Raw genomic sequence first — 23,957 nt, 5'->3', positions numbered from 1 at the left:
GGCCCGAATCACGGCGCGGGGAACAACTCGGTCTCGAACACCGCCTCCGCGGCACCGACGAGCAGGCGATTCTCGCCCAGCTCGGCGACGCGTAGCCGCAGGTCTTCGGCGCACGCCGGCATGGTCTGAGCGCGGACCGCGGCATCGAGACCGTCCACGTCGAGCGCGGCGAGGGCGGCGAGGAAACCGCCGAGCACGACGACGGCGGGATTCAGCACGTTCGCGGCGTTCGCGAGCGCGGTCGCGAGGATCCGTCGCTGGCGTGCCGCCTCGGCGCGCACCCCCGGGTCGTCGCTGGACGCCAGGGCCCGGGCGAGGACGGTGTCGTCCACGGCATCCAGATGCAGGGCGGACAGGAGCCGTGCGCGGCTCACTTCGTCCTCGAGCACACCGTCGGCCGCGCGGCGATCGGCGGCGTCGACGATTCCCGGGCGGTTCTGTCCGAATTCCCCCGCGTAGCCGCCAGCACCGCCCAGCGGCACTCCGCCCACGATCACGGCGCCGCCGATGCCGCTCGCGCCGCCGTTGAGGTAGACGACGTCGTGCGCTCCGCGCGCAGCGCCGAAGAGGTACTCGGCCAGCGCGCCGAGCGCGGCGTCGTTGCCGACGCGGGCCGGCAATCCCGTCGCCGCCGTGACGAGGTCGCCGATCGCGGCATCCGTCCACTCCAGGTGCGGGGCGGTGCGGACGAGACCGTCGGCGGCGCGCACGGGGCCGGGCACGGCGACGCCCACGCCGACAATGCGGCGCCCGCGGAGGGGGCCGCGGCCCCAGGCGGCGAGGCGCTCGCCGACGAGTTCGGCGGTGCGCTCGGGAGTGAGCAGCCGGGTCTGGGGGAGGCGCTCGCGCGCGACGGGCGTGCCGTCCAGCGCGAAGGCGCCGATGTCGAGCGCATCGACCTCGGGGTTGACGCCGATGGCGACGACCCGCGGATCCGGGGCGACCGTCGGCGAAGGGCGGCCGACGCGGCCGACCGGGTCGGGGGCGCGCTCCACGACGAGGCCGTCGCTCACGAGCTCACCGACCAGGTCGGCGATCGTCGAGCGGTTCAGACCCGTCGCCTCGGTCAGCGCGGCGCGCGAGCGGGGACCCTCACGGTGCACGGTGCGCAGCACGAGCGCGAGATTGGCGCGGCGCATGCCGTCGCCCCTGCTCGCGGTGACCATCCGACCACTGTGCCATGCGTGCGTGCCCGGCGCCGTGCGGCGTGCCCGCCCTCGTGTCTCGTGCCTCTGGTACCTCCGTGCCCACGCGATGAACGCGCCCTGCACGGGGAACCGCTCGCCGAACGCGTTTCCCGGTGCAGAACGCGTTTCTCGGAATGAGGCACAGACATAAGCACCCGGTGCCAAAATCGGAGCATGGACCTCTCCGGCATCCCGATCACCACCATCCGTGGCGAACAGACAACCTTCGGCGCCTTGACCGAAGGCAAGGCGGCGCTCGTCGTCAACGTCGCCTCGCGCTGCGGCCTCGCGCCGCAGTACGAAGCGCTCGAGGCGCTGCACAAGAAGTACGCCGACCGCGGTTTCACGGTGATCGGCTTTCCCAGCAATCAGTTCCTGCAGGAGCTGAGCGACGAAGAGAAGATCGCCGAATACTGCTCGGCCACGTGGGGCGTGACCTTCCCGATGTCCGAGAAGGTCAAGGTCAACGGGCGGAGCGCCCACCCGCTGTACAAGGAGCTCACCCAGACTCCGGATGCCGAAGGCAAGACGGGCCGCATCTCGTGGAACTTCGAGAAGTTCGTCGTCTTCCCCGATGGCCGCGTCGTGCGCTTCAGCCCGCGCACTCAGCCCGACGCCCCCGAGGTCGTCGCCGCGATCGAGGAGTCGCTGCCGCACTGATCCGCGGTGGCCGGCACTCGATGCGGGTGCGCAGATCGGTACCCTGAGCGCATGATCGATGCCGTCGTCCTCGTCTCCGGCGGAGCCGCCGTCACCCCGTACACCGACCCCGCGCACGCGGCCGCGACCGGGCTCGCGGCGGGCAACACCATGACCGCCCTGCGCGCGCACTTCCTCGACCGAGGCATCCGGGTCTTCACCGCTCCGGCGCGCATCGGTGCGGGAGAGGTGCGAGAGGATGCCGGGTGGCAGGGCTTCGCCGACGTGCCGGTCGTGCTGCCGGCCGAGGTCACGATCAACGCCGTGGGCCGCGTCGACGACGCGGGGGTCGCGCTCGCGGGGTTCCTCCGCCACCTCGCCGCCGAGGAGGGCGTGGAGAGCGTCGCGCTCGTCGGTCACTCGATGGGCGGGCTGTTCTCGCGGGCCGCGATCCGGGAGCGGGGTGGCGACAGCCCCCGCGTCGAGCGGCTCGTGACGCTCGGCACGCCGTGGGACGGTTCGGTGCTCGGCGACCTCCTCGACGGTGAGATCTCCGAGGACGACGCGCACGGCGACTCGGCGACGCTGCAGATCTTCGCGGAGGCGCGGCCCTACGCCGACGCCAACTCCCAGGGCGCAGCTGCGGAGGTGTCGCGCCGGTTCCTCCGCGGGTGGAACGACCGGCAGGCGGGGGTGCTCGACGGCATCCCGGTCACCGCGATCGGGGCGGGGTACTTCGCCGGGGCGACCGAGCCCCGGCAGCTGTGGCCGCACGACGGTCTCGTCTCGCTCACGAGCGGACGCGCCGACGAGGTTCCCGCCGCGGTCCTGCCCCGGGTCGAGCGGCACTCGTTCCCCGACCACGTGCACAGCATCTTCTTCGCCGACGGGTTCGGCCTGCCGTGGGAACGCGCACTGACGTGGGACCCGGCGGTCTTCGCTGTCGTGGACGCCGCCCTCGAGCTCTAGCGAGGCGCTGGACTCGATGGCATCCGGGGTATATGTTGTGAGAACCAACAAAACCCCGTGCGTCGGCGATCAACCGTGCGCATCCATGCGAAGGAGCAGGAATGCCCACCCCCACCCGTGACGACAAGTTCTCGTTCGGTCTCTGGACCGTCGGATACAACGGCACCGACCCGTTCGGCGGACCGACCCGCAAGCCGCTCGATGTCGTCCACGTCGTCGAGAAGCTCGCCGAACTCGGCGCCTACGGCCTGACGTTCCACGACGACGACCTGTTCGCGTTCGGCTCGACCGACGCAGAGCGCCAGACGCAGATCGACCGTCTGAAGGGCGCCCTGGATGCCACGGGCCTCATCACCCCGATGGTCACGACCAACCTCTTCTCCGCCCCGGTCTTCAAGGACGGCGGCTTCACCTCGAACGACCGTCAGGTGCGTCGTTTCGCTCTCCGCAAGGTGCTCCGCAACCTCGACCTCGCCGCCGAGCTCGGTGCGAAGACGTTCGTCATGTGGGGCGGCCGCGAGGGCGCCGAGTACGACTCCGCGAAGGACATCCGCCAGGCGCTCGAGCGCTACCGCGAGGCCGTCAACCTCCTCGGCGACTACGTCACCGACAAGGGCTACGACATCCGCTTCGCCATCGAGCCGAAGCCCAACGAGCCCCGCGGCGACATCCTGCTGCCGACCCTCGGCCACGCGATCGCGTTCATCGACTCGCTCGAGCGTCCCGAACTGGTGGGTCTGAACCCCGAGGTCGGCCACGAGCAGATGGCCGGGCTGAACTTCGCCGCCGGCATCGCGCAGGCGCTGTACCACGGCAAGCTCTTCCACATCGACCTCAACGGTCAGCGCGGCATCAAGTACGACCAGGACCTCGTGTTCGGCCACGGCGACCTGCACAACGCCTTCGCGCTCGTCGACCTGCTCGAAAACGGCGGCCCCGGTGGTGTGCCCGCGTACGACGGCCCCCGCCACTTCGACTACAAGCCCTCGCGCACCGAGGACGAGTCGGGCGTCTGGGACTCGGTCTCGGCCAACATGAACACCTACCTGCTGCTCAAGGAGCGCGTCGCGGCGTTCCGCGCCGACCCCGAGGTGCAGGAGGCCCTCGAGGCCGCCAAGGTGCTCGAGCTCGCGCAGCCGACGCTGAACGAGGGCGAGTCGTACGACGACTTCCTCGCCGATCGCTCGGCCTACGAGGACTTCGACACCGACGCGTACCTGGGTGGCAAGGGCTTCGGCTTCGTCCGTCTGCAGCAGCTCGCAACCGAGCACCTGCTCGGCGCGCGCTGAGTTCTCGGGGCCCGGATGCCATGGCATCCGGGCCCTTCCCTTCCGTCGAGTGTCCAAGACACGCCGCATCGCCTCCCCGTGAGACGGCGTGTCTTGGACACTGAACGGGATGCCGCACCGGAGCGGCGAAGACAGAAGGAGTGAGCATGGCGCTCGTCGCAGGTGTCGATTCGTCGACGCAGTCGTGCAAGGTGGTCGTCGTCGACGCCGAGACCGGCCGCGTGGTCCGCGAGGGTCGCGCATCGCACCCCGCGGGAACCTCCGTGGATCCGGAGGCGTGGTGGATCGCGCTGGGGGATGCCATCGCCCAGGCGGGGGGCCTCGACGACGTCGCGGCGATCTCGATCGCGGGGCAGCAGCACGGCATGGTCGCGCTCGACGAGGGCGGGCGGGTCATCCGCGACGCGCTGCTGTGGAACGACACCCGCTCGGCTCAGGCCGCTGCCGACCTCATCGCCGAGGTCGGGGCCGACGTGTACGCGGAGAGGACGGGCGTCGTGCCCGTGGCCTCGTTCACCGCGACGAAGCTCCGGTGGCTGCGGGACGCCGAGCCCGAGAACGCCGCGCGCGTCGCGGCCGTGGCGCTGCCGCACGATTGGCTCACCTGGCGCCTGCGCGGGTTCGGTCCCGGGAACGCCGACTTCACCGAGCTCACGACCGACCGTTCGGATGCCTCGGGCACCGCGTACTGGGGCGCGGACGGCTACGACCGCGAGCTGCTCGTGCGCGCGCTCGGACACGACGCCGTGCTCCCGCGCGTGCTCGAGCCGTGGGAGAGCGCGGGTGCGCTGCCCGGCGGGGCGCTCGTCGGTCCCGGCGCCGGTGACAACGCCGGCGCCGCGCTCGGTCTCGGTGCGGGCGTCGGCGACGTCGTGGTCTCGCTCGGCACCTCCGGCACGGTCTTCGCCGTCACCGACCACGTCGTCCGCGATACCTCCGGCACCGTCGCCGGGTTCGCGGACGCGACGGGTCGCTTCCTCCCGCTCGTGGCGACGCTCAACGCGGCCCGGGTCCTGGACGCTTTCGCCGGGCTGCTCGCCGTCTCGCACGACGAGCTCGGCGCCCTCGCCCTGCAGGCCGAGCCGGGCGCCGGCGGGGTCGTCCTCGTGCCGTGGTTCGAGGGGGAGCGCACGCCCAACCTGCCGCAGGCGCAGGCGTCGCTCACGGGCCTGACCCTGGCATCCACCAACCGTGCGAACTTCGCGCGCGCGGCGATCGAAGGCATGCTCAGCGGTCTGGCCGTCGGGCTCGAGGCGATCCAGGCGCAGGGCGTCGAGGTGCGGCGTGTGCTGCTCATCGGCGGTGCCGCCGCGAACGAGGCCGTCGCGCGCATCGCCGCGCAGGTGTTCGACGCCGAGATCGTCGTCCCCGCCGCGGGTGAGTACGTCGCGCTCGGCGCGGCGCGCCAGGCCGCGGGAGTGCTCGCCGGGGGCCCGGTCGACTGGACCGTGGCCACCGCCCGCGCCGTCGACCCCGACTTCCGCCACGAAATCCGACGCCGTTACGACGAGGTCGCCACGCTCCGCGCGACCGAGTAGCGGCCCGCGTCCGCGCCGGGGTTCGGCCGCGTCCGCGCCGGGTTTAGGGCCGCGAGACTTCATTGCGCTGACATCACCGCAGCGGCCTGCCGGCGTGTTGTCAGCGCGATGAAGTCTCGGCGTCCAACGGCACCCCGACCTCGACCCCGGCCTCGGCCTTTGTCGGCGCCGGGGGCGGGGCTGCGCTCTGCACGCGGAGATACGACGGCTGGCGGATCGACCGCACCCAGGCGTATGTCCGTGCGCCGGGGAGCGGTCGCCGGACCGCGTCGAAGCGCAACGCGCGGTCGTCCTGATCGGGAGCGAGGCGCAGTTCCAGAAGCCCGAACGGATGCCAGGGCCCGCCCGGAGTCGCGTGGAAGAGGCCGAGCCTCCACACGTCCGGCGACATGTCGGGGCCCTGCAGTGCTCGCGGATCCGTCGCCGGCGGTCGTCCCCACAGGGTCCGCGCGCCCAGGAGCACGGGGCCACGTGTGCCTCGGTAGGGGAGCAGGATGCCGAACGTCGCACGCTCGGCCCGCCGCCGGGGGAGCAGGGCGAAGCGCCCCGGCACGAGCCAGCCGGTCGAGGCGAACTCGATGTCGGCGTCGTCGACGCGCAACGCCAGCCCGAGGATGTCGGGGAGGGGCGCGGGAAGACCGATCGACCGCGAGACACGTGCCACGACCGGCCGGGCCTCCGTCGGCGCGTCGTCGATCCAGGAGAGGCCGGCCGGTGTGGCATCCGGAATCCACCGGATCTCTCCGCGCAACACGATTCCGCGACTGTGGATCGGACGCGGATGCCGGAGGCGTTGGACAGCGGCGAACCCGCGTCCGAGGGCAGCCCCGATCGTCGCCGAGACAGGCGTGCGCGACGGTCGCGGGACGCGGGGTGTCGAGGTCATACCGCCATCGCACCGCGCGAGCGGGCGCACGCCGAGGGGGTTGCGCGCCGCTACTGTGAGGGACCATGAGCAGCGACGGCGGGGCGAAGCGCACGGGCATGCGCGACGTCGCCGACGCTGCCGGCGTTTCGACGCAGACCGTCTCTCGCGTGCTGAACGGGTATCCCGGCATCCGGGATGCCACGCGCGAGCGCGTCCTCGAGGCGGTCGCCGCGCTCGACTACCGCGTCAACAACGCGGCGCGCGCGCTGGGTACGAGCCTCACGCGGACCGTCGGGGTGGTGGCATCCGACGCCGTTCTGCACGGCCCGTCGGCGGGCATCGCGGCGCTCGAGCGAGCGGCGCGGGCGCGCGGCCGGTGGATCTCTACCGCGTACACCGACTCGGACGACCCAGCCGACATCGACGCCGCCGTCCGCCGTCTGCTCGACCAGGGGGTCGACGGCATCGTGCTCGTCGCCGCGCACGGGTCCACTCCTCTCGAGGGGTACGACGTGCCGCTCGTGCCGCTGTACGGCGAGTCGGGGATCCGCCAGCGTTCCGCGGCCGCCCTCGTCGTGGATCATCTCGCCGACCTCGGACATCGCCGCATCGTCGAGGTGGCCGGCCCCGCGGACTGGCGCGAGGCTCTCGCTCGCACGGGCGGTGTCGCCGACGCCGTGGCCCGGCGCGGGCTCGTCCGGGACGGGCGGGTCGAGGGGGACTGGAGCGCCGCGTCCGGATCAGCGGTCGCCGATGTCGTCGCCGACCTCGTGCGCGCGGGCGCCACGGCTGTGGCCGTCGCCAACGACCAGATGGCTCTCGGACTCATGGCGGGCCTCGCCGCGCGCGGGCTGGCGGTGCCGGAAGACGTCTCGGTCGCCGGTTTCGACGACAACCCGGATGCCGCCTTCTACGCGCCCGCGCTCACGACGGTCCGCCTGGACGTCGAAGGTGAAGCCGCCGAGGCCGTGGCGCGGGTTCTCGGTGACGAACCCGCGGCTCCCGCGCAGCCCGTGCTGGTGACGCGGGCCTCGACCGCCGCGCCGCGCTGACAGCGGGAGAAGCTGCGGCTCCCCGGATGACCGGGCGAAACTCCGGAGATTCCGCACCGTCCGCCCGCGTGCCCCGCGGAAAACCGCGCACCGGTCGGCCCGGCCGGTCGAAAACTCCGGAGTTCGGCCCGCGCGCAGCCGGAAGACGACGGCATCCGGGGGTCGCCAAGACGGGGATGTTACCGGTAACATGAACCCTGTGCCGCAGCGACGGCGCCCGCCCGACTGAGTCGAAGGAGACCCGCGTGTCCGACGCCGCACCCCCGTTCGCCCCCGACCTGCAGGAGGCGATCGACGCCGTCCGCGTCGACGTCGCGAAACTGCACGCCGAGCTCGTGCGGTACAACCTCATCGTCTGGACCGGGGGCAATGTCTCGGGCCGCGTGCCCGGGGCCGACCTGTTCGTCATCAAGCCGTCGGGCGTCTCGTACGACGACCTGGCGCCCGAGAACATGATCCTCTGCGACCTCGACGGCAACGCGATCCCCGGCACCCCCGGCAGCGAGCGCAGCCCCTCCAGCGACACCGCCGCGCACGCCTACGTGTACCGGAACATGCCCGAGGTCGGCGGCGTCGTGCACACGCACTCCACGTACGGCGTCGCGTGGGCGGCCCGGGGCGAAGAGATCCCCTGCGTCATCACGGCGATGGCCGACGAGTTCGGCGGACCGATCCCGGTCGGTCCCTTCGCGATCATCGGCGACGACTCGATCGGCCGCGGCATCGTCGAGACCCTGCGCGGTCACCGTTCGCGCGGCGTGATCATGCAGAACCACGGTCCCTTCACGATCGGCACGAACGCCAAGGATGCCGTTAAGGCCGCCGTCATGCTCGAGGACGTGGCCCGCACCGTGCACATCGCGCGCGAGGCCGGTCCCCTCATCCCGATCCCGCAGGACAAGATCGACGCCCTCTACAACCGCTACCAGAACGTCTACGGACAGAGCACGGACGACCGCCGATGAACGCGCACATCACCGAAGGCCGCGCCTCGCTCGGCATCGAGCTCGGTTCCACCCGCATCAAGGCGTGCCTCATCGGGCCGAACGCCGAGGTGCTCGCGGTCGGCTCCCACGAGTGGGAGAACGTCTACGCCGACAAGCTCTGGACGTACTCGCTGGATGCCGTGTGGTCGGGCCTGCAGGCGGCCTACGCCGAACTGGTCGCCGACGCGCAGCAGCGCCACGGCGTGACGCCCGAGCGGTACGCCGCGATGGGCGTGTCGGCGATGATGCACGGCTACCTCGCGTTCGACGCGGACGGTGAGCTGCTCGCCCCCTTCCGCACCTGGCGCAACACCAACACCGGTGTCGCCGCGGCCGAGCTCACCGAGCTCCTGGGCGTGAACATTCCGCTCCGCTGGTCGATCGCGCACCTGCACCAGGCGGTCGTGGATGCCGAGCCCCATCTGCCCGAGATCCGCTTCCTGACGACCCTCGCCGGGTACGTCCACTGGCAGCTCACGGGCGAGAAGGTGCTCGGCGTGGGCGACGCGTCGGGCATGTTCCCGATCGACTCGGCGACCCGCGACTACGACGCCGAGCTCGTGTCGCGCTACGACGCACTCGCCGCCGGGCGCGTCCCGGCGCTCGCCGACCTGCTGCCCCGGGTGCTCGTCGCCGGCGCCGACGCCGGCAGTCTCACGCCCGAGGGTGCCGCGCTCCTCGACCCGAGCGGCGCGTTGCAGCACGGCATCCCGTTCGCCCCGCCCGAGGGCGACGCCGGCACGGGCATGGTCGCGACGGGCGCCGTCGCGCCGCGCACGGGCAACGTCAGCGCCGGGACGAGCATCTTCGCGATGGTGGTGCTGGAGCGGCCGCTCACCGAGGTGCACCACGAACTCGACCTCGTCACGACGCCCTCGGGCGACGCCGTGGCGATGGTGCACTGCAACAACGGGGCGAGCGAGCTCGCGGCGTGGGCGAACATGTTCACCGCGTTCGCCGCCGCGGCGGGCACGCCCGTGACCCCGGATGCCACCTACACGGCGCTCTTCGCCGCGGCGCTGGAGGGCGAGGCCGACGCCGGCGGGCTGCTGGCGTACAACCACCTCGCCGGGGAGCCGATCGCCGGGCTCGAGGAGGGCCGTCCGCTCGTGGTCCGCACTCCCGACAGTCGCTTGACGCTGCCGAACTTCATGCGGGCGCAGCTGTACGGCGTGTTCGGCACGCTCGCGCTCGGCATGGACGTGCTCCACGCCGAGGGCGTCGGCCTCGACAAGATGTACGCGCACGGCGGGATGTTCCGCACGGCGGGAGTCGCCCAGCGCTTCCTCGCGGCGGCGCTCGACGCCCCCGTCGCGGTCGCCGAGACCGCCTCCGAGGGCGGCGCGTGGGGCATGGCCGTGCTCGCTGCCTACGTCGCCGAGGGCGCGGGCCGCGACCTCGACGCGTACCTCCGCGACGCCGTCTTCGCCGACGCGCCCATCACCACCGCCGACCCCGAGCCGGCGGACGTCGCCGGCTTCTCGGCCTACCTCGACCGCTACCGCGCCGGACTCGCCGTCGAGGCGGCCGCCGTGGCATCCCTCTGATCACTCGAAAAGGAACAGTCATGACCCGCACGAAGCTCAAGAACGACCTCGACGGCTACGAAGTCTGGTTCGTCACCGGCAGCCAGAACCTCTACGGCGAGGAGACCCTGAAGCAGGTCGCCGAGCAGTCGCAGGCCGTCGTCGAGGGCCTCGCCGGCCTCCCCGTGAAGGTCGTCTGGAAGCCCGTGCTGAAGGACTCCGACAGCATCCGCCGCATGGCCCTCGAGGTCAACGGCCGCGACGACGTCATCGGCGTCATCGCGTGGATGCACACCTTCAGCCCCGCCAAGATGTGGATCGCAGGCCTCGACGCCCTGCAGAAGCCGCTGCTGCACCTGCACACGCAGGCGAACGTCGAGCTGCCGTGGAACGACATCGACTTCGACTTCATGAACCTCAACCAGGCCGCCCACGGCGATCGCGAGTTCGGGTACATCCAGACGCGCCTCGGCGTCGCGCGCAAGACCGTCGTCGGACACGTGTCGAACCCCGCGGTTCGTCAGCAGATCGAGGACTGGGAGCGCGCCGCCGCCGGCTGGACCGCCGCCCGCACCCTCAAGCTCGCCCGCTTCGGTGACAACATGCGCTTCGTCGCCGTCACCGAGGGCGACAAGACCGAGGCCGAGCTGCGTTTCGGCGTGCAGGTCAACACGTGGGGCGTCAACGAGCTCGTCGAGGCCGTCGAGAAGGCCGTGGATGCCGACATCGACGCGCTCGTGCAGGAGTACATCGACAGCTACGACGTGGTCGACGAGCTGCTTCCCGGCGGCGCGCGCCACCAGTCGCTGCGTGACGGCGCCGCGATCGAGCTCGGCCTGCGTTCCTTCCTCGAAGAGGGCGGCTTCGGCGCCTTCACCACGTCGTTCGAAGACCTCGGTGCGCTGAAGCAGCTGCCGGGCCTCGCGGTGCAGCGCCTCATGGCCGAGGGCTACGGCTTCGGCGCCGAGGGCGACTGGAAGACGGCGATCCTCGTGCGCGTCGCGAACGTCATGGGCGCGGGCCTCCCCGGTGGTGCGTCGCTCATGGAGGACTACACCTACGACCTCGTCCCCGGCAACGAGCGCATCCTCGGCGCGCACATGCTCGAGGTCTCGCCGTCGCTCACCACGAAGAAGCCGCGCCTGGAGATCCACGAGCTCGGCATCGGCGGCAAGGAGGACCCGGTGCGCCTGGTCTTCACCGCCGACCCGGGCCCCGCGCTCGTCGTGGCGCTGAGCGACATGCGCGACCGCTTCCGCCTCACCGCGAACGTCGTCGAGAACGTCGAGGCTCCCGACCTGCCCAAGCTCCCCGTCGGCCGCGCCGTGTGGAAGCCGGCGCCCGACTTCGCGACCTCCGCCGCGTGCTGGCTCGCCGCCGGCGCCGCGCACCACACCGTGATGACCACGGCCGTGGGCATCGAGGTGTTCCGCGACTTCGCCGAGATCGCCAAGACCGAGCTCGTCGTCATCGACGAGGACACCACGGTCCGCGGCTTCCAGAGCGAGCTGCGCTGGAACCAGGCGTACTACCGCCTGGCCCAGGGCATCTGATCCCCGCCGCCCCGGGTTGCTTCGTGCCCCGGGGCGGTGCGGCACGTGCGCGTCCCCGCCGGGGCGCGCCTGTGCACCGGTTCACCCCGGCGCACGAACCGTGCCCCGGATCCGCGTCGGTGGTGGGACGCCCGCGGATCCGGGGCATTCGTGCGTGCGGGCGGCGGTACCCCTCGTCCCACTTCTGGCGGTGCGTGTCCCAAAAGGTGCTGTTTGGGGCGGCTCCAGCTGGCAATAAGTGGGACAAGGGATGCCGGCTACCCGGCGCTGCGCTACAGCCTCTGCCCCAGCGACCAGAGGCGGTCGGCGCGACCGGAGATCGCCTCCGACAACGTGAAGGCCTGGGCGTCGGTGAGGGATGCCACGTAGTCCACGATTCCGCGGGAGCGCGCGAGCGTCTCGGCTTCGGCATCCGAGCGGCGACGTTCCGCCGGGAGGAGCGCGTACTGCTCCCGCGCGAGAGCGATGAGCTCGCGCAGGCGCCGCGGGGTGCGCGCGCGGTCGAGGTCGTCGTCGAGCCACTCGCCGAGCGCGCGCACGGACCGCGCGAGGATGCGGCTCATGCCGCGCTGCTGGATCGCGAGGTCGGGGCGGCTCAGGACGAAGCGTTTGTGGACGAACTTCAGCACCTCGACGTGGTGCCACGCCGACGGAGACAGCGTGACCGGACCCGCTCGCGGCGTGTCGAGGGGACGAAGCTGGGCGGACTCCTGGAAGCGGCGGATCCACCGGTCGGTGAACACGGCCAGACGCCGTTCGGCCGTCAACGACCCGTCGAACGGTCGGGCGAGCAGGTCGGTGACCAGCTCGGCATCCACGTCGCTCACCGCCGCGAGGAACGCCTCGTCGTCGGCGATCCAGGGGTCGTCGCGGCGCATCTTCCGGCGCAGGCGCTCCAGGGCCGCTCCCGGGACGAGCTCCGCGCGGACGTCGGCGTCGTCGCGCGAGCGCCACTCGATCACGTCGTCGAGCCACCCGCGGAACTCCGCCGCGATCGGGGCGTGGTCGAGGATGCCCGCGCGGTAGAAGTCGTCGACGTCGTGCACCGAGTACGCGATGTCGTCGGCGAGGTCCATCACGGCGCCCTCGATCGTCTGCCGGAGCGGCTCGGCATCCACCCCCGCCCGAGCCTGATCGAGGTCGTCGGCGTCGAGGTCGTAGACGGAGTACTTGTGCACGCGGTACGCGCCGTCGGGAGCGCGACGGATGCCACGGGGCGGACCGAGCCGCTCGATCTCGGCCGCGGACACCGCCGGCGACCACGGGTACTTCGCCGAGGCCGCACGCACCGCGGCGGTGAGGTTGAGCCCGTGCGGGGCGTTCTCGACCACGTCGAGGGCGGCGAGGATGCGATACGTCTGGGCGTTGCCCTCGAACCCGTCGGTGAGGCCGAGCTCGGTGCGGGCCAGCCGGTCGAGGGTCGTCTCGCCGAGGTGCCCGAAGGGCGGGTGGCCGAGATCGTGGGCGTAGGCGGCGGCCTCGACGACGGTCGGGTTGCACACGTCGACGCCGGCGCGCGTGTTCAACTGCAGCGCGACGACACGCGCGATCGCGCTGACCTTCAGCGAGTGTGTGAGGCGATTGTGGACCGGCGCCCCCGAGATCGAGGGCGACACCACCTGGGTCACGGCCGACAGGCGCGAGAAGTAGGGCGAGAACTGGATGCGCTCCAGGTCGATCGACCACGGATCAGCGCCGGCGGTCCCACTCTCGTGGTGCATGCGTGAGGCCGCCGTGGGCTCGTCGGAGAGCGTCATCCGTCCACGCTACCCGTCGGGCGCCCCGCCCCGCCGCCCTCGCCCCGCCGCCCTCGCCTCGTGGCCCTCGCCCCGCCGCCCTCGCCCCGTGGGGCGATACCCCGCGAGACTTCATCGCGCCGACATCTCCCGTGCAGCCTTCAGGGGAATCGTCGGCGCGATGAAGTCTCGCGGACAAAGGGGGGCAGAGGGCTGGGGCGGAGCGCAGCGCCGGGGGCGCCGCCCTCAGGCCCGGCGCACCTCCACGCCGACCACACGCGCGTCGTCGGGACGCAGCTCGTACGTGGGGCCGGTGAGGTGCAGCGTCACGGCCTCGTCCACCGATTCGCACGAGGGACCGACCCGCAGCTCGACGTCCCCGGGCTCGACGACGCGGCGGAGCGTTCGGTCGCTGTACGCCAGACGGGATGCCGGGATCGTGAACCGCACCTCAGCGCTCTCGCCGGGCTCCAGGTCGACGCGGGCGTAGGCCACCAGTTGCGCGACGGGCCGCGTGATGCTCGCCACCGCGCGGTGGGCGTACAGCTGCACGACGTCGGCTCCGCGACGTTCGCCCGCGTTGGTCACGCGGACGCTCGCGGCGAAGGCGTCTCCGGCCCGCACCTCCGCATCCCCCCTCAGGTGCTCGCGACGGAAGGTCGTGTACGACAGCCCGAACCCGAACGGTCGCACGGGCGTCGGGTCGGTGCTCGTGACCTCGGTGGGGCCGCCGAGGATCGGGTGCAGGTACGAGTACGGCTGTGCGCCGGCGGAGCGGGGGAGGGAGACGGGGAGTCGCCCCGAGGGCGTGGCATCCCCGGCCAGGAGTGCGGCCAGCGCGGGCCCGCCCTCCTCCCCCGGGAAGAACGCCTGGATGACGGCGGCCGGGCCCGAGGCCTCGTCCAGTGCCCAGCCGATCGCGTAGGGGCGGCCGGTGAGCAGGACCATCACCACGGGGGTGCCGGTGGCCACGATCTCCTCGACGAGGCGACGCTGCAGGCCCGGAAGCTCGAGCGAATCCGCGTCGTTGCCCTCGCCGACGGTGCCGCGGCCGAACAGTCCCGCGCGGTCGCCGACGACCACCACGGCGACGTCCGCGGAACGCGCGAGATCGACCGCCGCGGCGATGCCGGTGGCGTCCGTCCCCTCGACCGCGACGCCGTCGGCCTGGACCACGTCGCCGAAGCGGGCGGCAAGCGCCTCGCGCACCGTCGGGATCTCGAACCCCATCGGTGTGCCGGGGTGGTGGGCGAGCACGTGGTTCGCGAAGGAGTAGCAGCCCATGAGGGCCTCGGCGCTGTCGCCGTTCGGTCCGATCACGGCGATGCGCCCGGGTGCGGACAGCGGGAGCACGCCGTCGTTGCGCAGCAGCACGGCGCTCTCGACCGCGAGGCGGTAGGCCAGCGCGCGGTGCTCGGCGTCGTCGAGGTCGATCGAGGTCGGGGCGTCGTCGAAGGTGGCATCCAGGAGGCCGAGGTCCTCCTTCTCCGCGAGCACACGGGCGACGGCCCGATCGATGACGGCCTCGGGGAGGGCGCCCGAGGCCACCCGCTCGGCGAGGTGCGGATACGCGTCGGGTCCGGGCAGCTCGACGTCGATCCCGGCCTCGAGTGCGAGCTGCGCGGCCTCCCCGAGGGAGCCGGCGACCCCGTGCATCGAGCGCAGGAACTCCACGGCGAAGTAGTCGGACACGACGGTGCCGTCGAAACCCCACCGGCGGCGCAGGAGGTCTGTGAGCAGCTCGGGGGAGGAGGCGACGGGCGCCCCGTCGATCTCGGCGTAGGAGTTCATCACCGAGCGCACACCGCCGTCGCGCACCGCCATCTCGAACGGCGGGAGGAACACGTCCTGCAGCTCACGAGGCCCGACGTGGACGGGAGCGTGGTTGCGGCCCGCCTGCGAGCCCGAGTACCCCACGAAGTGCTTCAGCGTCGCGTGCACGCCGGCGGACTGCAGGCCCCGCACGTACGCGGTCCCGATCGTCCCCACCACGTACGGATCCTCCGCGATGCACTCGTCGACCCGCCCCCACCGCGGGTCGCGGATGACGTCGAGCACCGGGGCCAGGCCCTGATGTACCCCGACCTCGTGCATCGAGCGTCCGATCGCGGATGCCACGAGCTCGACGGTCTCGGGGTCGAACGACGCGCCCCACGCGAGCGGCGTCGGGAAGGTCGCAGCCTTCCACGCCGCGAAGCCAGTGAGGCACTCCTCATGCACCAGCGCGGGGATGCCCAGACGGGTCTCGGTCTTGAGCCGACGCTGCTCGCCCCACAGCCACGCCGCGCGCTCGGCGGGGTCGACGGGACGGGTCCCGTACACGCGCGTCAGATGGCCCAGACCGTGCACGGTGGCCTCCGCGTAGTCGGTCGAGGTGACCTTCTCGCCGGACATCGGCGCCACGACCTCATCGCCCTGGTCGACCCAGTAGCCGACGAGCTGCGCGAGCTTCTCGTCGAGGGTCATCTCGGCCACGAGCGCCTGGACGCGAACCGAAACGCCCGGGGTGAGCGGTGCGCCGACGTCGGTCTTGTGGATGGTCATGCGGGTCAGCCCTTCACGGCGCCGGTGAGGCCGCCGACGATCCGCCGCTCGAAGACGCTGAAGAACAGCAGTGCGGGAATCATGGACAGCGAGGTGAATGCGAGCACGCGGGCGGTGTCGACCGAGTACTGAGAGGCGAAGGCCTGCGTGCCCAAGGGCAGCGTGTAGGCGGCTTCGTTGTTGAGGATGAACAGCGGCAGCATGTAGGAGTTCCAGCTGTTGACGAAGGCCAGGATGCCGACGGTGACGACCGCGGGAACCGCCAGCGGCAGCACCATGCGCCAGAAGAACCCGAGACGTCCGAGCCCGTCGATCGAGGCGGCCTCCTGCAGCTCCTTCGGGATGGCCGCGAGGAAGGGCGACAGGATGATGATCGTCAGCGGCAGCGCGAACGCGATCTGCGGAACGATGACGCCCGCGAGGGAGTTCGCCAGTCCGAGGTTGCGCACGAGGATGTACAGCGGCGTGATCGCCACGGTCATCGGGAACATGAGTCCGGCGGTGAACAGGGCGTAGACGGCGCCGCGTCCGCGGAAGCGGTAGCGCGACAGCGCGTACGCGGCCATGAGTCCGAGGGCGACGACGAAGACGGTCGTGGCGATCGCCGCGATCGCCGAGTTTCCGACCTGTCCCCAGAACATGCCGCTGACAAGCACGTCGGCGTAGTTCTGCCAGTTCCACTGGGTGGGGAAGCCCGAGGGGTCGACCGTGATCTCGGCGTTCGAGCGGAAGCCGCCGAGGATGATGTACACCACGGGGGCGAGCATCAGGCCGATCAGCAGCAGGGCGACGAAGCCCACGATCACCGAGCTCGAGCGGTTCCTGCCCGCGGGGGCGCGGCGGACCGAGCGCGGCGCCTTCGGCGCGACGAGGGTGGCGGTGGCGGTCACTTGGTGCCTCCCGTAAGGGCGCCGGCCGTGTCACGACGGAGCACGAAGCGCTGGTAGATGAGGGCGACGGCGAGGGAGATGAGGAACATCACGACGGCGACGGCGCTGCCGTAACCGAAGCTGCCGGCGTTGCGGCCGTTGGCGACCATGTAGGTGGCCATGGTCGAGGTTCCCGCCGTCGAGGCGACGTACTGGCCCCAGATGATCCAGACGAGGTCGAACAGTTGGAGGGAGCCGATGATCGACAGGAACGCCCAGATGCGGATCGTGGGTCCCATGAGCGGGAGCACGATGTGGCGCTGGATCTGCCAGAACGAGGCACCGTCGATGGCGGCGGCCTCCGACAGCTCCTCCGGGATCCCCTGAAGGCCGGCGAGGAAGAGGATGACGGCGAAGCCGATGTACTTCCACGTGATGATGATCAGCAGCGTCCAGATCGCCAGCGCCGGATCGGAGATCCAGTCGGCGCGCAGGGCGCCCAGGCCGATCTTCTCCAGCGCGCCGTTGAGCGCCCCGCCGGACTGCAGCATGAGGCCCCAGCCGAGGCCGACGACGACCTCGGAGATGACGTAGGGCACGAAGATCAGCACGCGGATGAGCGACTGCGCGCGCATCTTGCGGTTCAGCAGCAGCGCGAGCCCGAGGGCGAGCGGCCCCTGCAGCACGAGCGAGCCGATGACGATGAAGACGTTGTGACCGAGCGCCTCGTGGAAGGCGGGGTCGGTGAGGATCGTGAGGTAGTTCCGGAAGCCGACGAAGTCGGTGGGCGCACCGAATCCCGACCAGCTGTAGAACCCGTAGAAGGCGGCCAGGGCCACCGGCAGGATGACGAACGACACGAACACCACGAGGGCGGGGCCCAGGAGGATCGCGAGTTCGCCGCGGATACGCCAGTTCTCACGACGACGCCAACCGGACGCCGCCCGGTCCGAGGAGGCGCGCGATGCGCCTTCCTCGGCCGGGCGGCGGACCCCGGTGTCGCTCTCGGCTGCGAGCTGATCGCGCACGGTGGTCATGGCAGGCCTCCTCAGGAGCGCGAAGCGGCCGAGTTGACGGCGTCGACGATGCCCTGCGGGCTGCCCTTACCGGCGAACAGGTCGACCACGGCGACGTTCAGGGCGTTACCGACGTTCTGCCCGTAGAGGGTGTCCAGCCACACCGACACGTAGGGGGCGTCGGTGTAAGCGGCCAGAGCCGACTGCAGAGCGGGGGTGGTCACGGCATCCGTCGCCTCGTTCGAGGCCGGGATGGTCTGGAACGCGTCGGCGTAGGCCTCCTGGTTCTCCTTGGTCACCATGAAGTTGAGGAAGTCGGTGCACTGCGCGGGGGCGTTGACCCAGCACGCGTAGCCGTCGACGCCGCCCATGATGGCACCGGGCTCGCCGTCACCACCGGGGACCTCCGGGAAGGGGAACCAGCCGAGGTCGGCGAGCGGCTGCTCGTCGGGGGTCAGCGAGGCGATGACGCCCGGGTTCCAGGCGCCCATGAGCTCCATGGCGGCCTGGTGGTTGGCGAGCAGACCGGCCGACGAACCCGCGCCCTGCTGGGCGGCGGTGGTGAGGAATCCCTCGTTGAAGGGCTGCGTCTGCAGGAACGACTCCAGGTCTTCGCCGGCCTTCAGCCAGCACGGGTCGTCGAAGCTGCGGCTTTCGGCTGCCTCGGTGAGCACGTCCTCGGCGCAGGCGCGGAGGGCGAAGTTGTAGTACCAGTGCGCGGCGGGCCATGCGTCCTTGGCACCCACGGCGATCGGGGCGACGCCGGTGGCCTTGATCTTCGCGTTCGCAGCCTCGAGGTCGTCGATGGTCGCCGGCGCCTCGGTGACGCCCGCGGCGGTGAGGAGATCCTGCGAGGTGAAGATGCCCGAGGGGAGCACCGCGACGGGCATGCCGTAGTTCTTGCCGTCGACCTCGAACGCGCCGAGCGAGCCGCCGAGCGCGGTCTTGACCTCGGGCGAGATCTTGTCGGTCAGGTCCATCGCCTGCCCGGCCTTCACGATGTCGGCGAGCTTGCCGCCACCGCGGGCCATGAAGATGTCGGGCGCGTCGCCGGAGTTCAGCGCGGTCTGGAGCTTGCCGTCCATCTCCTCGTTCTGGAGGGACTGGATCTCGATGGTGACTCCGGGGTTGGCCGCCTCGAAGGCTGCGGCGGTGTCCTCCCAGTACTGCTTGCCGTCGCCGGTGGTGGAGTTGTGCCAGAACGTCAGGGTGACGCTTCCATCGGCGTTCTGTCCGCCACCGCCTCCGGCGCAGCCGCCGAGGGCGAGGGTGCCGGCGACCGCGAGGGCCGAGGCGGCGAGGAGTTTCCTCGTGTTCATGTGATTCCCGTTTCTCTTCGTCGAGGTGCATCCCGCGGGATGCTCCGGTTTTCGGCTTCGGTGCCGGTCGTTCACGTCCGGGTGTGCGGCCCGGGGTGTCAGAAGTGTCGCCCGGCCGCGCAGCATCGTCAAACGTTTTCGAAAATGATTTCCACGCTAGTGTCTGATGCCATGACCCGCCGCGTCACCATCCACGACGTCGCCGCGGCCGCCGGTGTCTCGGTGGCCACGGTGTCCAAGGCCGTCAACGGTCGCTACGGGGTGTCGCCGGAGACGGTGGGTCGCGTCCTCGACGCGGTGCGCCACCTCGGGTACGAGTCCAGCCTCGTCGCCAGCAGCATGCGGTCCCGCCGAACCGGCGTGATCGGGGTGCTCGTCGCCGACATCGAGCCGTTCTCGGCAGAGATCCTCAAGGGCGTCGGGGGAGCACTGTCCGACACCGGATACGACCTCCTCGCGTACACCGGGGCGCGGCGCGACGGCGAGGGGTGGGAGCGGCGCTCCCTCAGCCGCCTCAGCGGGACGCTCATCGACGCGGCGATCCTCGTGACTCCCACGGTCGTCAACGTCGCCGCCGAGGTGCCCATCGTCGCGATCGACCCCCACACGGGCCGCGCCGACCTCCCCACCGTCGAGTCCGACAGCTTCACCGGGGCGCAGCAGGCCGTCCACCACCTCGTGCAGCTCGGCCACCGCCGCATCGGCTTCATCGCGGGGCGACCCGACCTGCGGTCGGCGGTCGCCCGCGCCTCGGGGTATCGCGAGGCCCTGTCCGCCGCCGGCATCCCCTTCGATCCGGCGCTGGTGGGGCAGGGGCACTACGAGCAGGATGTCGCCCGCGAGGCGGCGCAGGCCATGCTCGCCCTGCCCGATCCGCCGACCGCGGTGTTCGCCGCGAACGACCTCTCGGCGCTGTCGATCGTGCGCGTCGCGGCCGAGCGGGGCCTGCGTGTTCCCGACGACCTGTCCGTCGTGGGGTTCGACGACGTGCCCGAGGCCGCTCGTGCTCAGCCGCCGTTGACGACCGTGCGCCAGCCGATGAAGATCCTCGGCGCGGAAGCCGTGCGCATGGTCTTGGCGCTGCTCGCCGGGGAGGAGCTGCCCGAGACGCACCTGCAGCTCGCGACGCGCCTCGTCGCCCGCGGAACCACCGCACCGCCGCCGCCGCGCTGAGCGTCGCTCGTGCCGCTCACCCGGTGAGTGTCCACGACACGCCGTGGGTCGCCGACCGGCCACGGCGTGTCTTGGACGCTCGGCGGTGCGAGACCCCGCGATAGGGTCGGCGCGTGACGCGTGTGCTGCTCGCCCCCGATGGATTCAAGGGATCGATCTCCGCGGCCGCGGCAGCCGCGGCGCTCGCCGCGGGGTGGCGTGGTGCGCGCGCCGACGACGTGATCGTCGAGCTGCCGATGGCGGACGGCGGCGAGGGCACGCGGGAGGCCTTCCTCGTCGCCGTGCCCGGGGCGCGCCGGATGCCGGTCACGGTCACGGGTCCGCACGGGCGCGAGGTCGCGGCATCCTGGGTCCTCCTTCCCGAGACGCCGGAAGCACCCGGCGGAACCGCGGTCGTCGAGCTGGCGTCGACGTCGGGGATCGAACTGCTCGACGGGGACCTGCGGCCCTTCGACGCCGACACGCGCGGGTTCGGTGAGGCGATCGCCGCGGCGTTGGATCACGACGTCTCCCGCCTCGTCGTCGCGATCGGATCGAGCGCTTCGACCGACGCGGGATTGGGGATGCTGGTCGCCCTCGGTGCGCGCGTCACGGATGCCGAGGGCCTCGATGTCGCGCCGGGTCTGCGGGGCGTGCGCGTCGCCGCGGGGCTGGATCGTTCGGGGCTGCGCGCCCTACCGGCCGGCGGGGCGGTCGTGCTGACGGATGTGCGCAGCCCGCTCACCGGCCCGGCCGGTGCCGCGGCGGTCTTCGGCCCGCAGAAGGGCCTCGTGCCCGACGACATCCCCGACGCGGACTCCGCTCTCGCCCGGGCGGGGGCACTGTTGGAGATCAACGCCGCCCACCCGGGTGCCGGGGCGGCGGGCGGAACCGGTGCCGCCCTGCTGGCGTGGGGTGCCGAGCTCGTTCCGGGAGCGGAGCGCATCGCCGATCTCATCGGGCTCGCCAACGCGGTGGGGGAGGCCGACGTCGTCGTGACGGGGGAGGGGTCGTTCGACGCCAGTTCGGCGACCGGCAAGGCTCCGGCGAGGGTCGCCGCGCTCGCGCGGGCGGGCGGGCGCGCGGTGGGCCTCGTCGCCGGGCGGATCTCCCCGGATGCCGACACCTCGGGGTTCGCGGCGGCCGTCTCGCTCGTCGAGCTCGCCGGCTCGACCGAAGCGGCGCTCGCGGAGCCCGCGCGATGGCTCGCCGCCGCGGGCGAGTCGCTCGCGCGGCGCCTGGGCTGAACGTTCGGCGTTCACGCCCGGTCGCGTGTGGCCACGGGGCCACACACGGCGCCCCGGGGTCATCAGCACCGCCCCGACACCGCCCCGAGCCCGTCGTCATCCCGCACCCTCGCGTCGCAACCCGCCGCCGCGCGCGCCGCATCCTCCCCCGGCTCCGGTACCGTCGTTGTGTGTCCACTGTCTCCAGCAACAAGGACGATGAGGTCGATCTCCTCATCGATGCCTGGTCGCAGTTGCTCCCCGAGGTCGATCTGACGCCCCTGGACGTCATGTCGCGGCTGCGCCGCGCGGCTTTCCACCTGTCGAAGCTCCGCGCCCGCGCGTTCGCGAGCGCCGACATCGCCGTGTGGGAGTTCGACGTCCTCGCCGTCCTCCGCCGCGCCGGCACGGAGCTCAGCGCGACACGCCTGATCTCGGCCACGATGATCGGCAGCGCGGCCATGACCAACCGCCTCGACAAGCTGGCCGAACGCGGCCTCGTCAACCGTCGCCCCAATCCGTCCGACGGGCGCGCGATCCTCGTGGCCATCACGCCCGAGGGCATCGAGAAGGTGGATGCCGCCATGACCGAGCTCGTCCGGCTCGAGGCCGACGCCTTGCGGGACGTCAGTCGTGCCGACCAGGCGCTGCTCGCGCGGGTGCTCCGGGTTCTCGCCGCCGGCGAGACCCACGAGGCGTGATCGACCTCATCACGCGTCCCCTCGTTCTGGACGGGGGGCTCGGCACGCTGCTCGAGAGCCGCGGCAACGACGTGTCGTCTCCGCTCTGGTCGGCGCGCGTCCTGCTCGACGACCCCGACGAGGTGCGTGCCGCCCACGCCGAGTTCGCGGCGGCGGGCGCGGACGTCCTGATCACGGCCTCGTACCAGGTGGGCTTCGGCGGTCCGATCCCGGATGCCGACGTCGAGACGCTGCTGCGGCGCTCGGTGTCGCTCGCGCGCGAGGCCGGGGGCGCTCTGGTGGCGGCATCCGTCGGTCCGATCGGGGCACTGCGCGCCGACGGCAGCGAGTACACCGGTGCCTACGGGCTGGACGTCGCACAGCTGCGCGCGCGGCATCACCGCCGCCTCGTCGTGCTCGCCGATGCCGGGGCCGACCTGCTCGCGGTCGAGACCGTCCCCTCCCCGCTCGAGGTGGAGGCGCTCGCGATCGAGCTCGCCGACCTGCAGGTGCCCGCTTTCGTGAGTCTGTCGGCGGACAGCGTCGGCTTCGCCGCTCCCGATGCTCTGGCGGGGGCGCTGCGGACGGCGGCATCCATCCCCGGAGTGATCGCCGTCGGGGTGAACTGCTGCGCTCCCGAGAGTGTGGGCCCCGCCCTCGCCGAAGCGCCCGACGTCCCGCTCGTGGCCTACCCCAACACCGGGGAGCGGTGGGATGCCTCGACCCGTACCTGGCACGGCGGCGCGGTGCCGTTGGCCGACGCCGCCCCGAGGTGGGTGGCCGCCGGTGCGCGGCTGGTGGGCGGATGCTGCCGCTCGACCCCGGCGGACATCTCCGCGATCGCTGCTGCTCTGAGCTGAGCAGCGCCCCGGCGCCGCACCCTCAGTGCTGATCGATCCGGCCGCGCCGGCCGCCGCGTTCGCCCAGGAGCGCGATCTCTTCGGGGTTCCATCCGAAGGCGTTCTGCATCTGGTCGCCGAGGGTCGACAGTGCCGACGGCAGGGCCGTAGCCACGCCGTGTCGGACGTCGACGGCACGATCGTCGAGAGCGTGGGCCGCGACCCGCAGCTCGTCCACGAGCGACCTCAGACGATCGGGTCCGTACGCGGCCGCCACGAGGCGCGCGTCGCTGATGGCGATGACCGTGAGCTCCTGCGGATCGCTGTCCGACAGTCGTGTCGCCGACCCGAGGGACAGGATGACGGTCAGCCCGCAGACCAGGACGGTGGCGATGGCGATCGCCGCGCCGATCTCCAAGGAGCGGAACACCGCCCCCACCGGACCCGCCCATCCGGTCGTCACCCCTACGACGGCGCGCGCCGCCGAGTACACGGCGTAGAGGCCCATCGCGAGGGCGAGCAGGCGTGCGGGCCTTCGCGGAACCACCGGGGAACGAGCGGCGGCCAGCGCGCAGGCGCCGCTCACCACCGTGAGGACCCCGGCCTTGATCACGAGAGACGTGTCCTCGCCGGTGGTCGCGGTGCAGATCCCCGTGGTGATCGCGATGGCCGCGACGACGCCGAGAGCGGCACGACGGCGTCGCGTCGACAGCGCCGCGACGGCGACGGTCATCGTTCCGGCCGCGAGCACCATGCCGGCGTCCCCGACGGACAGTGCCAGTCGTGCGCCGTCGTATCGGTGCACGACGTACATCACGGTCGACCCGATGGAGAAGATGCCGGCCATGGTCGCGTACTGCAGGAAAGTGGTGAACGGGACGGGCGCGGACGCGCGGGGCAGGGCGATCCCCACCACGCTGACGGCGACGCCGATGCACATGGCGGCGAGGCCGATCGTCAGCAGCATCA

Annotated in this window: 20 protein-coding genes; 12 read left to right on the top strand and 8 right to left on the bottom strand. The window is 71.9% G+C overall.

What is annotated here, in order from left to right; all coding sequences use genetic code 11:
- Nucleotides 1-8: 8 nt before the first annotated feature.
- A complete protein-coding gene (locus AC3WLZ_RS14050; RefSeq protein ID WP_492470449.1) occupies nucleotides 9-1,166 on the bottom strand; it encodes an ROK family transcriptional regulator in 1,158 nt (385 codons plus the stop codon).
- A gap of 195 nt (nucleotides 1,167-1,361) precedes the next feature.
- On the opposite strand from AC3WLZ_RS14050, the gene AC3WLZ_RS14045 reads away from it, so the two are divergent.
- From AC3WLZ_RS14045 to xylB, 4 genes are all read left to right on the top strand, one after another.
- Nucleotides 1,362-1,847 carry a glutathione peroxidase gene (locus AC3WLZ_RS14045; RefSeq protein WP_412925527.1) on the top strand — a complete coding sequence of 162 codons (486 nt, stop codon included), beginning with the start codon at nucleotides 1,362-1,364 and terminating at the stop codon, nucleotides 1,845-1,847.
- Nucleotides 1,848-1,898: 51 nt separating this feature from the next.
- Complete coding sequence (locus AC3WLZ_RS14040; protein ID WP_492470448.1) at nucleotides 1,899-2,795, top strand: lipase family alpha/beta hydrolase; 897 nt, start codon at nucleotides 1,899-1,901, stop codon at nucleotides 2,793-2,795.
- A gap of 101 nt (nucleotides 2,796-2,896) precedes the next feature.
- A complete protein-coding gene (gene xylA, locus AC3WLZ_RS14035; protein WP_492470447.1) occupies nucleotides 2,897-4,084 on the top strand; it encodes a xylose isomerase in 1,188 nt (395 codons plus the stop codon).
- Nucleotides 4,085-4,230: 146 nt separating this feature from the next.
- The gene (xylB, locus tag AC3WLZ_RS14030) at nucleotides 4,231-5,622 is read left to right on the top strand and encodes a xylulokinase (RefSeq protein ID WP_492470446.1); all 1,392 of its coding nucleotides are present in this window, start codon (nucleotides 4,231-4,233) and stop codon (nucleotides 5,620-5,622) included.
- A 100-nt stretch (nucleotides 5,623-5,722) separates the two neighbouring features.
- Here xylB and AC3WLZ_RS14025 read toward each other — a convergent pair whose 3' ends face one another.
- A complete protein-coding gene (locus AC3WLZ_RS14025; RefSeq protein WP_492470445.1) occupies nucleotides 5,723-6,508 on the bottom strand; it encodes a hypothetical protein in 786 nt (261 codons plus the stop codon).
- A 65-nt stretch (nucleotides 6,509-6,573) separates the two neighbouring features.
- Between AC3WLZ_RS14025 and AC3WLZ_RS14020 the strand changes: the two genes are divergently transcribed.
- The 4 genes from AC3WLZ_RS14020 (at nucleotide 6,574) to araA (ending at nucleotide 11,607) form a co-directional block, all read left to right on the top strand.
- The gene (locus AC3WLZ_RS14020; RefSeq protein ID WP_492470443.1) at nucleotides 6,574-7,542 is read left to right on the top strand and encodes a LacI family DNA-binding transcriptional regulator; all 969 of its coding nucleotides are present in this window, start codon (nucleotides 6,574-6,576) and stop codon (nucleotides 7,540-7,542) included.
- A 245-nt stretch (nucleotides 7,543-7,787) separates the two neighbouring features.
- The gene (locus tag AC3WLZ_RS14015; RefSeq protein ID WP_492470442.1) at nucleotides 7,788-8,507 is read left to right on the top strand and encodes an L-ribulose-5-phosphate 4-epimerase; all 720 of its coding nucleotides are present in this window, start codon (nucleotides 7,788-7,790) and stop codon (nucleotides 8,505-8,507) included.
- Nucleotides 8,504-10,075 (top strand): xylulokinase, encoded by a 1,572-nt coding sequence (locus tag AC3WLZ_RS14010; RefSeq protein ID WP_492470441.1) that lies wholly within the window; start codon nucleotides 8,504-8,506, stop codon nucleotides 10,073-10,075. The genes AC3WLZ_RS14015 and AC3WLZ_RS14010 overlap by 4 nt, the downstream gene beginning before the upstream one ends.
- A 20-nt stretch (nucleotides 10,076-10,095) precedes the next feature.
- Nucleotides 10,096-11,607 (top strand): L-arabinose isomerase, encoded by a 1,512-nt coding sequence (gene araA, locus AC3WLZ_RS14005; protein WP_492470440.1) that lies wholly within the window; start codon nucleotides 10,096-10,098, stop codon nucleotides 11,605-11,607.
- Between the two features lie 272 nt (nucleotides 11,608-11,879).
- On the opposite strand, the gene AC3WLZ_RS14000 is transcribed toward araA, so the two are convergent.
- The 5 genes from AC3WLZ_RS14000 to AC3WLZ_RS13980 form a co-directional block, all read right to left on the bottom strand.
- Nucleotides 11,880-13,364, bottom strand: a complete 1,485-nt coding sequence (locus AC3WLZ_RS14000) for a deoxyguanosinetriphosphate triphosphohydrolase family protein (protein ID WP_492470439.1) — start codon at nucleotides 13,362-13,364, stop codon at nucleotides 11,880-11,882.
- A 225-nt stretch (nucleotides 13,365-13,589) separates the two neighbouring features.
- Nucleotides 13,590-15,887: a beta-xylosidase/alpha-l-arabinosidase gene (locus tag AC3WLZ_RS13995; protein WP_492470438.1), complete on the bottom strand. Its 2,298-nt coding sequence runs from the start codon at nucleotides 15,885-15,887 to the stop codon at nucleotides 13,590-13,592.
- A gap of 5 nt (nucleotides 15,888-15,892) precedes the next feature.
- Complete coding sequence (locus tag AC3WLZ_RS13990) at nucleotides 15,893-16,777, bottom strand: carbohydrate ABC transporter permease (protein WP_492470437.1); 885 nt, start codon at nucleotides 16,775-16,777, stop codon at nucleotides 15,893-15,895.
- Complete coding sequence (locus AC3WLZ_RS13985; RefSeq protein ID WP_492470436.1) at nucleotides 16,774-17,793, bottom strand: carbohydrate ABC transporter permease; 1,020 nt, start codon at nucleotides 17,791-17,793, stop codon at nucleotides 16,774-16,776. Before AC3WLZ_RS13985 ends, AC3WLZ_RS13990 begins: the two co-directional genes overlap by 4 nt.
- Nucleotides 17,794-17,804: 11 nt before the next feature.
- A complete protein-coding gene (locus tag AC3WLZ_RS13980) occupies nucleotides 17,805-19,091 on the bottom strand; it encodes an extracellular solute-binding protein (RefSeq protein ID WP_412925514.1) in 1,287 nt (428 codons plus the stop codon).
- 171 nt (nucleotides 19,092-19,262) lie between these two features.
- On the opposite strand from AC3WLZ_RS13980, the gene AC3WLZ_RS13975 reads away from it, so the two are divergent.
- The 4 genes from AC3WLZ_RS13975 to mmuM all read left to right on the top strand — a co-directional run bounded on the left by AC3WLZ_RS13975 (nucleotide 19,263) and on the right by mmuM (nucleotide 23,009).
- The gene (locus AC3WLZ_RS13975) at nucleotides 19,263-20,264 is read left to right on the top strand and encodes a LacI family DNA-binding transcriptional regulator (RefSeq protein WP_412925513.1); all 1,002 of its coding nucleotides are present in this window, start codon (nucleotides 19,263-19,265) and stop codon (nucleotides 20,262-20,264) included.
- A gap of 113 nt (nucleotides 20,265-20,377) precedes the next feature.
- Nucleotides 20,378-21,490 (top strand): glycerate kinase, encoded by a 1,113-nt coding sequence (locus AC3WLZ_RS13970; protein ID WP_492470435.1) that lies wholly within the window; start codon nucleotides 20,378-20,380, stop codon nucleotides 21,488-21,490.
- Nucleotides 21,491-21,660: 170 nt separating this feature from the next.
- On the top strand, nucleotides 21,661-22,170 hold the full coding sequence (locus tag AC3WLZ_RS13965; protein WP_412925511.1) for a MarR family winged helix-turn-helix transcriptional regulator: 510 nt from the start codon (nucleotides 21,661-21,663) through the stop codon (nucleotides 22,168-22,170).
- Entirely contained in the window at nucleotides 22,167-23,009 is an 843-nt protein-coding gene (gene mmuM / locus AC3WLZ_RS13960; protein WP_492470434.1) for a homocysteine S-methyltransferase, read from the top strand. Before AC3WLZ_RS13965 ends, mmuM begins: the two co-directional genes overlap by 4 nt.
- 22 nt (nucleotides 23,010-23,031) lie before the next feature.
- On the opposite strand, the gene AC3WLZ_RS13955 is transcribed toward mmuM, so the two are convergent.
- Complete coding sequence (locus AC3WLZ_RS13955) at nucleotides 23,032-23,955, bottom strand: hypothetical protein (protein ID WP_412925508.1); 924 nt, start codon at nucleotides 23,953-23,955, stop codon at nucleotides 23,032-23,034.
- Nucleotides 23,956-23,957: the final 2 nt, after the last annotated feature.

This window comes from Microbacterium sp. FW305-3-2-15-F-LB2 (genome assembly GCF_058787255.1).
This window is presented reverse-complemented; position numbering and strand designations above follow the sequence as displayed.

What these genes read in the sequence shown, in the direction of transcription:
- AC3WLZ_RS14050 (WP_492470449.1), bottom strand. Translation starts at nt 1,166, where the DNA reads ATGGTCACCGCGAGCAGGGGCGACGGCATGCGCCGCGCCAATCTCGCG.
- AC3WLZ_RS14045 (WP_412925527.1), top strand. Translation starts at nt 1,362, where the DNA reads ATGGACCTCTCCGGCATCCCGATCACCACCATCCGTGGCGAACAGACA.
- AC3WLZ_RS14040 (WP_492470448.1), top strand. Translation starts at nt 1,899, where the DNA reads ATGATCGATGCCGTCGTCCTCGTCTCCGGCGGAGCCGCCGTCACCCCG.
- xylA (WP_492470447.1), top strand. Translation starts at nt 2,897, where the DNA reads ATGCCCACCCCCACCCGTGACGACAAGTTCTCGTTCGGTCTCTGGACC.
- xylB (WP_492470446.1), top strand. Translation starts at nt 4,231, where the DNA reads ATGGCGCTCGTCGCAGGTGTCGATTCGTCGACGCAGTCGTGCAAGGTG.
- AC3WLZ_RS14025 (WP_492470445.1), bottom strand. Translation starts at nt 6,508, where the DNA reads ATGACCTCGACACCCCGCGTCCCGCGACCGTCGCGCACGCCTGTCTCG.
- AC3WLZ_RS14020 (WP_492470443.1), top strand. Translation starts at nt 6,574, where the DNA reads ATGAGCAGCGACGGCGGGGCGAAGCGCACGGGCATGCGCGACGTCGCC.
- AC3WLZ_RS14010 (WP_492470441.1), top strand. Translation starts at nt 8,504, where the DNA reads ATGAACGCGCACATCACCGAAGGCCGCGCCTCGCTCGGCATCGAGCTC.
- araA (WP_492470440.1), top strand. Translation starts at nt 10,096, where the DNA reads ATGACCCGCACGAAGCTCAAGAACGACCTCGACGGCTACGAAGTCTGG.
- AC3WLZ_RS14000 (WP_492470439.1), bottom strand. Translation starts at nt 13,364, where the DNA reads ATGACGCTCTCCGACGAGCCCACGGCGGCCTCACGCATGCACCACGAG.
- AC3WLZ_RS13995 (WP_492470438.1), bottom strand. Translation starts at nt 15,887, where the DNA reads ATGACCATCCACAAGACCGACGTCGGCGCACCGCTCACCCCGGGCGTT.
- AC3WLZ_RS13985 (WP_492470436.1), bottom strand. Translation starts at nt 17,793, where the DNA reads ATGACCACCGTGCGCGATCAGCTCGCAGCCGAGAGCGACACCGGGGTC.
- AC3WLZ_RS13980 (WP_412925514.1), bottom strand. Translation starts at nt 19,091, where the DNA reads ATGAACACGAGGAAACTCCTCGCCGCCTCGGCCCTCGCGGTCGCCGGC.
- AC3WLZ_RS13975 (WP_412925513.1), top strand. Translation starts at nt 19,263, where the DNA reads ATGACCCGCCGCGTCACCATCCACGACGTCGCCGCGGCCGCCGGTGTC.
- AC3WLZ_RS13955 (WP_412925508.1), bottom strand. Translation starts at nt 23,955, where the DNA reads ATGCTGCTGACGATCGGCCTCGCCGCCATGTGCATCGGCGTCGCCGTC.